Consider the following 6,607-nt stretch of genomic DNA (forward strand, 5'->3'; position numbering starts at 1 on the left):
TCTTATTCTTCATTGAGGATGACAGCAGGGTCGAGCTTAGAGGCTCGGCGAGCTGGTATGACGACGCCGAGGAGTACCACTACCAAGAGTACCACGAAGGTTATCGCTTGAGTTACCCAGAAGCGTCCCCAAGTGTAAGGCATACACTCTTGGAAGGTATAGGTAATCTCGAAGTAAGCGAGTGCCACCATGGAGAATAATGCCGGGATATATGCCATGAGTAGCACCATAGTCGATTCTCTCATAAGGAAAGTTGTGACCTGGGAGGGGCTCGAACCTACCACCATCCTCAGAGCAACCTCTCCTCTTCGGCTTTGTACCATAAACCAGTAGGAGCCGATAATACCAATAAAGACGATAAAGAGGAAGAAGACAACTAATCCGATAGCGATACTTATATACAAGGGAATACCCAAGGAAAGGTCGAACTTAGATTTAATCTTACCGTAAGATTCTACTTTGAACGGATAATAGTCCCCTATCTGTAGCTTGTCCTTTATCTCAGAGAAGAAGTCCTCAGCGAACCGAGGGGAGTCTACATTCTCCTTGACCCTAATGATAAACGGGTAGCCCATATACTGGGCAAACTTAGGAATCGGCAAGTAGACAAATGAGGTATACGGACTATAGATATCGAACTTAGTTGGTTGGACAATGGCAGTCACTGTGTAGTAATCGTCCTTCCCCTCCATCAAAGAAACATCATAGAAGCGCTTTCCTATCACATCCTTCTCTCCGAAGACACTATCGGTAAAGACCTCAGTTACCACTGCGCTCTGTGGGAAAGTACTATTCTGCCAATCGCCTATCTGCCCTTGCACCATAGCTATTCTAAATACCTCGAAGAAGTGCTCCTCCACGTACCGCACCATGCCATTATAGTAGCGGTCCTCCTCTTGTTCCTGCCCCTCTCTGCGGTACGCTTGGAACATTGGGTCTGTGGCATAGAGCTCTGTGCCCAAGAAATAAGTAGCAGACTCTACACTGGGGTGCTCCTGAAGCATCCTAAATATCTGCTCTCTTGGCGCCATTATGAGCTGCTCTCGCTCCTCATCGCTATAAGAGTCCAAGGTACGCTTCGGCATAAACCTCATGGTCACCTTATACACATGCTCGGTATTGACGCCCTGTGGCTCCATACGCTTTGCCCCTATCACATAGAGAAAGTCCACACAGTACCATAATAGTATAGAGACCACAAATAGCTCTGTGAGCAACCATAGTGTACTTCTCTTATTCGCTCTAATCTGCTTATATGCTAGTTTCCACATAATCTTATGCTCCTTTAAGGGTTTGGATGATCTCCTTCCTAGTCGCAAGATAGGCTGGGAGTATCACTGATAATGTATTGAGAAGTAGGCATAAGACAATTACGACTACGAGTAGACGGATATCGACAAAGAAGTTTATCGGGAGGGCAAACTCCGTTGCTGTATCAAGCGTCAGTTGATTCCCAAGGAACTCGTTCCTAAACAGCCCTATCACGCCATACGATAGCAATAGGCCTATAATCCCTCCTAATAAAGTCAGCACCAAGCTCTCTCTAAAGAAACCGCCAATGATAGAGCTACGAGTAGCGCCATATACTTTCCGAATACCTATCTCCGGTATTCTCTTGGAGAGATTGGAAGAGACCATACCCGCGATGTTGATTGTGGGCACCACGAGTATTAGCAATATAAGGATACCAAAGACCATAGAGGGATTGACCTTACCACCAAAGAAATACTTCTCCGCTACGGTATGCGCTTTGGTCTTCAGGTAAAGGTCATGATTGGAGAGCACGGTGCTATTATACACCTCTAGATTGTGGGCAATCTGCTCTTTCACCTTCCCTATAGGATAGTTGGGCTTGAGCAATAAGACACCTCTTACCTCTCCAAGTGCGCCATCGTATTCCGGGAAATCGAAACCATCAGGTCTAAAGGGACGGAACACCTCAGCATACGCATCGGTGAATAGCGAACTTACCTCCTTTATCACCCCCGATACTTTGTGCTCAGCACCATTTAGCATAAGCACCTTCCCTATCACGTCAATAGTCCCATATAGTTCTCGTGCGAGTCTATCCGTAATAATAAGGTCATTACTCCCCGCCTCGGTCTGCTCTTGGCTAAAGGGAGCACCTTGTAGAAACTCATACTGGAACACCTGGAAATAGTTACCATCTACCCTTCTACCCTTACACGCACGTGTATTAACTACATCGGTACCAATCATCCACTCCGCTACTTCCTGATCCGAATCTATTACATAGCTAATGCGCTCCAGCCCCTCTACCTCACCATACACTTGCTTTATAGCAGAAGTAGACATGCCACTAGCAAATGGATACTGCTCGCTCTCCCCTTTCTGATAAAACGAACCTATATCCGTAAAAAGGGTACGGCTACGAAACACCTCGGGTGCTACATCCTTGGTTCGGAGACTATACACCATATAGAGTACCATGCAGAAGGTGATAATAAGAGCTGTGGCAAGCACTACAATCCCCGAGTACAAGGGGTTGTCGCGCCATAGCTTCAGTGTTTGTTGGAAAAATCGTTTCATAGTCTTATTCTTCTTTCAATGTATCTGCCGGTGGTGTCCTTAGGATATGCCTGGCTGGCAGCCAGATACTCAGGATAATCACCGCAGCAGTGACCAAATAGGTGATGACCATACCGATAACAAACCGAGTGGCATCTAGTGGCTCTAGCTCGGTATTGAGGATATCGTACTTAAATAGAGCTACAAAGACAGCGATAGAGAGTACAAAAGCCGAGCTAAAGATGAGCAATCCCTCCTTATAATATAGCCTAAGGACACCCCTAGGCGTATCCCCTAAGGCTACACGAAGCCCCATCTGGCTCTTCCGCTTCTGTGTCCTGTACCAGAATACCCCAGAGATACCCAAGATGATATTCGCCAATAGGAAAAGTACCAATAGCCCATTCAATAGTAACTGTCGCTCAAACATGCGCCCGCTATACACGCTCTCCTCTTGGAAGGAACGGACATTTTCAAGCTGCATATTACCCAGCTGCAATTGCTCCTTTAGGTCGGTGCTCAATCGTTCAGCAAAACCCTGCTCTCTACCTTCCTTAGCTTTCACATTGATCTCTAGGGCTATATTATTATCCTTGGTCAATGGCGTAATCATAAAGGGGACATGATTGGTAAAGCGTGTATCGCGCATGTCTTTCGCAATTGCACCCACCACGCCTATCAAATTCCTATCCGAGTCGTCTGCACTATTATTATAGATTGAAGTACCAATAGCATTAGGGCCAATCTCTTCTGCCAATGACGCACTTATTATCACCCGTCCTGCCTCTAGCGCACTCACCAGCTTCTCATCATCGCCCTGCACCTCTTCTAACTGGTACAAGCGTGCTGCCTCTGGCGATAACGCTCTCCACTTCACATTTTTCAATCCGAGAGTATCTGCCCATATACCCATGCTCCACCAGTTACGAGACTCGGGACGACCGTGCCAAGAGAGTCCCACCTCAGCCACATCGGGATGCTTCCGAATACGCTCTATCATGGTATAATAGTCCTCTACTTGCTCTTCGGAGGTAAGATCAGGATTGTAGTGTGGGGATTTCTCAGGCACACTAGATAGAGAGACGATATACACATTCTCCACACTATAGCCCAAGGGCTTGAGATAAGTCTTGATGGGAGCATATATCGTATCTATCACGTACCACAGAAATAGGCTAATCAAAAATAGTTCCAAGAATAGAGCGATATTACTTCTCCGCTCATTCCATACCGTCTTTAACAATTGACTTTTCATAACTTACCTACGATTTAGAGCATCAATAATTTCCTTCCTCGACATCAACCAAGCTGGGATAATACTAGAGAGGAGGTTGAGGATAATACATAAGAGGAGCGCAATAAAGAAGCTACCAGCATTGAATACCTGCCACCAAGACATTTCGAAATTGCTACCCATGAAGTCCAAAAATAGGAGGTTACGCATAGCGTAGACGGCTACAATCGAAAACAAGAAGCCTAGCAACCCTCCGATAAGAGTATAGAGGAGGCTCTCTGTCATCACCTGACTCAGAATAGAACCACGTGGCGCACCATACGAACGTCGTATCCCCAGCTCCTCCAACTTCTGCTCATGCCGTGAGAAAGTAAGTGCCGATAGGTTTATCGCAGGCACAATAAGGAAGAGCAACATAAAGGCTATCATATTACGCCTATTCTCTGCCGCCTTCTTTGTGTCTCCCATCGTGTCTAGAAAACTACTCATTTCTCGCCAGGTCATCAAGTTGTTATCTTCGTTCAGTATTACCTCTTCATCTATGTGCAATTGGTCGTTATACTCAGCCATCAGTTGCTTAATCTCGGCTTGGATCTTAGGGATATCCTTGCGGTCTTTAGCCAAAATCATTGCCGAATAATCGCCGAAGAACTCTTCTTCTATACTCCCCTGCGTTGATGTATATGGGATCCACATATCGGCATACGACATCCAGAAGAGATTAGATGGCGTACTGACTACACCTATCACCTCAAAGGGCTCGTAATCCATCAGCACAGTCTCGCCTACTACATCAGCGTGCCCAAATAGCTTACGTGCCATAGACTCCGATACGATAGCGGTCTTTAGTCCCGACTCGATGTCTCCTTTTTCAAAACCATGTCCATAGAGGAAGCGGTACTCATAGCAGGTAAAAAAGCCTAGATTGGTTCTCTTGACGATGCTCGTGTAACTATCACTATTGGGCTTAGTGGAAGCAATTTTATTCTGAGGGATAAAGAAGCCCGAACCAATACCCACTGACTCGGGCGTCTTCATCTTGCTTAAGACCTCCTTATAGAGCTTGGGACTCATCTGAGAAGAGCTTCGACTATCTCTCTCCGCATTATAGGTCTGTACGGTAAATACAAATAGCATCCTATCCCGATTCACCTCAGGGGCGAAGTTCCCAGTCTTTACCCTATCTGTCATCACCAAAATCATCATCATAGCAATCGCTAGTGCAGTCGCCATAATAGATATGGCACTGAGGATAGGGTGGGAGAGCAACTTACGCCAAGCTTGCATCAAATATTGTCTTATCATATCATTTACTGATGGTTAGTTTATTACGATTCTTATAGCTACTCATATCCGAAATAACCACTTCGTCGCCCTCTGAGAGCCCCGAAACCACTTCTACTAGTTTGTGATTGCTTTCTCCGAGTTCTACGGTCTGCTTATTCAGCTGATCACCTTTCTTCACAAAGAGTTGGTACTTGCCTGGTCCATTGTAGTAAGCTCCCTTTTCTACCATCAGCACATCCTCCTGAATAGCGGTCATCACATAGACATCTGTCTTGAGTCCAGAGCGGAGTTTCTCATGGTCATCCTTATCGAGCTGTACCGTAAATTGGATAACGCCCCCCTTAGATAGCGGTGTGATATTGGAGACAATGCCACCCAACTCTTCCCTACCAATGCGCACAATAGTCCGAGCTCCTGGATAGAGCCGCTCTGCATAACTATCGGCAATCTCTGCCTCTACCTTGAAGTGCGAAAGGTCACTAATGATAGCCACCTGGCTGCCTTGCGACACCAGCGAACCTAACTCATTGCTCACGAAAGTTAGGACTCCAGCACGAGGCGCACGGATAGCGGCATCGTCGAGAGTGCGCTTAGTCTCCGCCAACACTTTTTGGAAGATAGCGAGGTCTAGTTCTTGCACCTTAATCTCGGCCGAAGTCACCTCCTTATCATTTTGGTATTTCTGACGAGCCTGATCCTGCTCTAGCTTCGCCACATTGTAGCGCAGCTGAGTTTCCCGCACCTTATCGGTAGTTCCCGCACCTATGCTATCTAGGTAGCGTTCATTGCGTACCTCTACCTTGAGCTTATCGAGCTGAAGTTCCTGCACCTGAAGCTTCATCTCTGCATCACTCATAGCGCTTCTATTCTTGAGCTTCAGCTGCTGTAGCTGGTACTGCTTCATCTGCAACTGATCGAGTAGCTTATCATACTCGGTCTGGATGCTCTGTAGATCGAGCTCTACAATAGGGGTACCGATACTAACCGTATCACCAGGGCGCTTGAGCACAGAGACGATTCGGCTATTGATAGGGGCTAGCACAATCTCCTCAAAGCTAGGCTTTACTCTGCCCGAAGCGCTAACAGAAACCTCGATAGTCCCACGGGTAATCACCGAGGTCTTGAGGTTTTTCATCCCAATCGAGGGGCGAAGAAGTAATATCACGCCCGCAACAACTGCAATCCCAGCTAGGGCAATAAGCCCCACCTTTGTCCATCTCTTCCGCTGCTCTTTCCTGAGCTGTTCTATTGGTATCTTCCTATCCATAAACTAAATAGTTGGTTTTTGTTTTCTACACCACTTATTACAAAGCGCGTGCCAAAGCACATAAGTATTTGATAATCAATAGTAGTACATTTCCTTAGTGTCCGTTTCCGAACACCTAGTGTCCGCCTCCGAACACTCAGGGTACCAGAGACATCAACGGTAAGAAGTAGCGCACTGAAAACGACTCCCTACCTAGATTCCGCAAAGTATGCGTTAGCCCCTGATTATTAGTAGGTGGCGCTATTGATAATTAAAGCCCTGTATTCAAGGAGAATACAGGGCTTATGTCC

Annotated in this window: 5 protein-coding genes; all 5 read right to left on the bottom strand. The window is 46.4% G+C overall.

Annotated elements, in window-relative coordinates; all coding sequences use genetic code 11:
* Positions 1–2: 2 nt before the first annotated feature.
* The 5 genes from A3GG_RS0102010 to A3GG_RS0102030 are packed head-to-tail and all read right to left on the bottom strand — an operon-like array spanning position 3 to position 6,317.
* A complete protein-coding gene (locus A3GG_RS0102010) occupies positions 3–1,271 on the bottom strand; it encodes an ABC transporter permease (protein WP_018357661.1) in 1,269 nt (422 codons plus the stop codon).
* A gap of 4 nt (positions 1,272–1,275) precedes the next feature.
* Complete coding sequence (locus A3GG_RS0102015) at positions 1,276–2,550, bottom strand: ABC transporter permease (protein ID WP_018357662.1); 1,275 nt, start codon at positions 2,548–2,550, stop codon at positions 1,276–1,278.
* Between the two features lie 4 nt (positions 2,551–2,554).
* Positions 2,555–3,784, bottom strand: a complete 1,230-nt coding sequence (locus A3GG_RS0102020) for an FtsX-like permease family protein (RefSeq protein ID WP_018357663.1) — start codon at positions 3,782–3,784, stop codon at positions 2,555–2,557.
* A 3-nt stretch (positions 3,785–3,787) separates the two neighbouring features.
* Complete coding sequence (locus A3GG_RS0102025) at positions 3,788–5,068, bottom strand: ABC transporter permease (RefSeq protein ID WP_033408164.1); 1,281 nt, start codon at positions 5,066–5,068, stop codon at positions 3,788–3,790.
* A 1-nt stretch (position 5,069) separates the two neighbouring features.
* A complete protein-coding gene (locus A3GG_RS0102030; protein ID WP_018357665.1) occupies positions 5,070–6,317 on the bottom strand; it encodes an efflux RND transporter periplasmic adaptor subunit in 1,248 nt (415 codons plus the stop codon).
* Between the last annotated feature and the right edge of the window lie 290 nt (positions 6,318–6,607).

This window comes from Porphyromonas levii DSM 23370, from assembly GCF_000379925.1.
GTDB classification, from domain to species: domain Bacteria; phylum Bacteroidota; class Bacteroidia; order Bacteroidales; family Porphyromonadaceae; genus Porphyromonas_A; species Porphyromonas_A levii.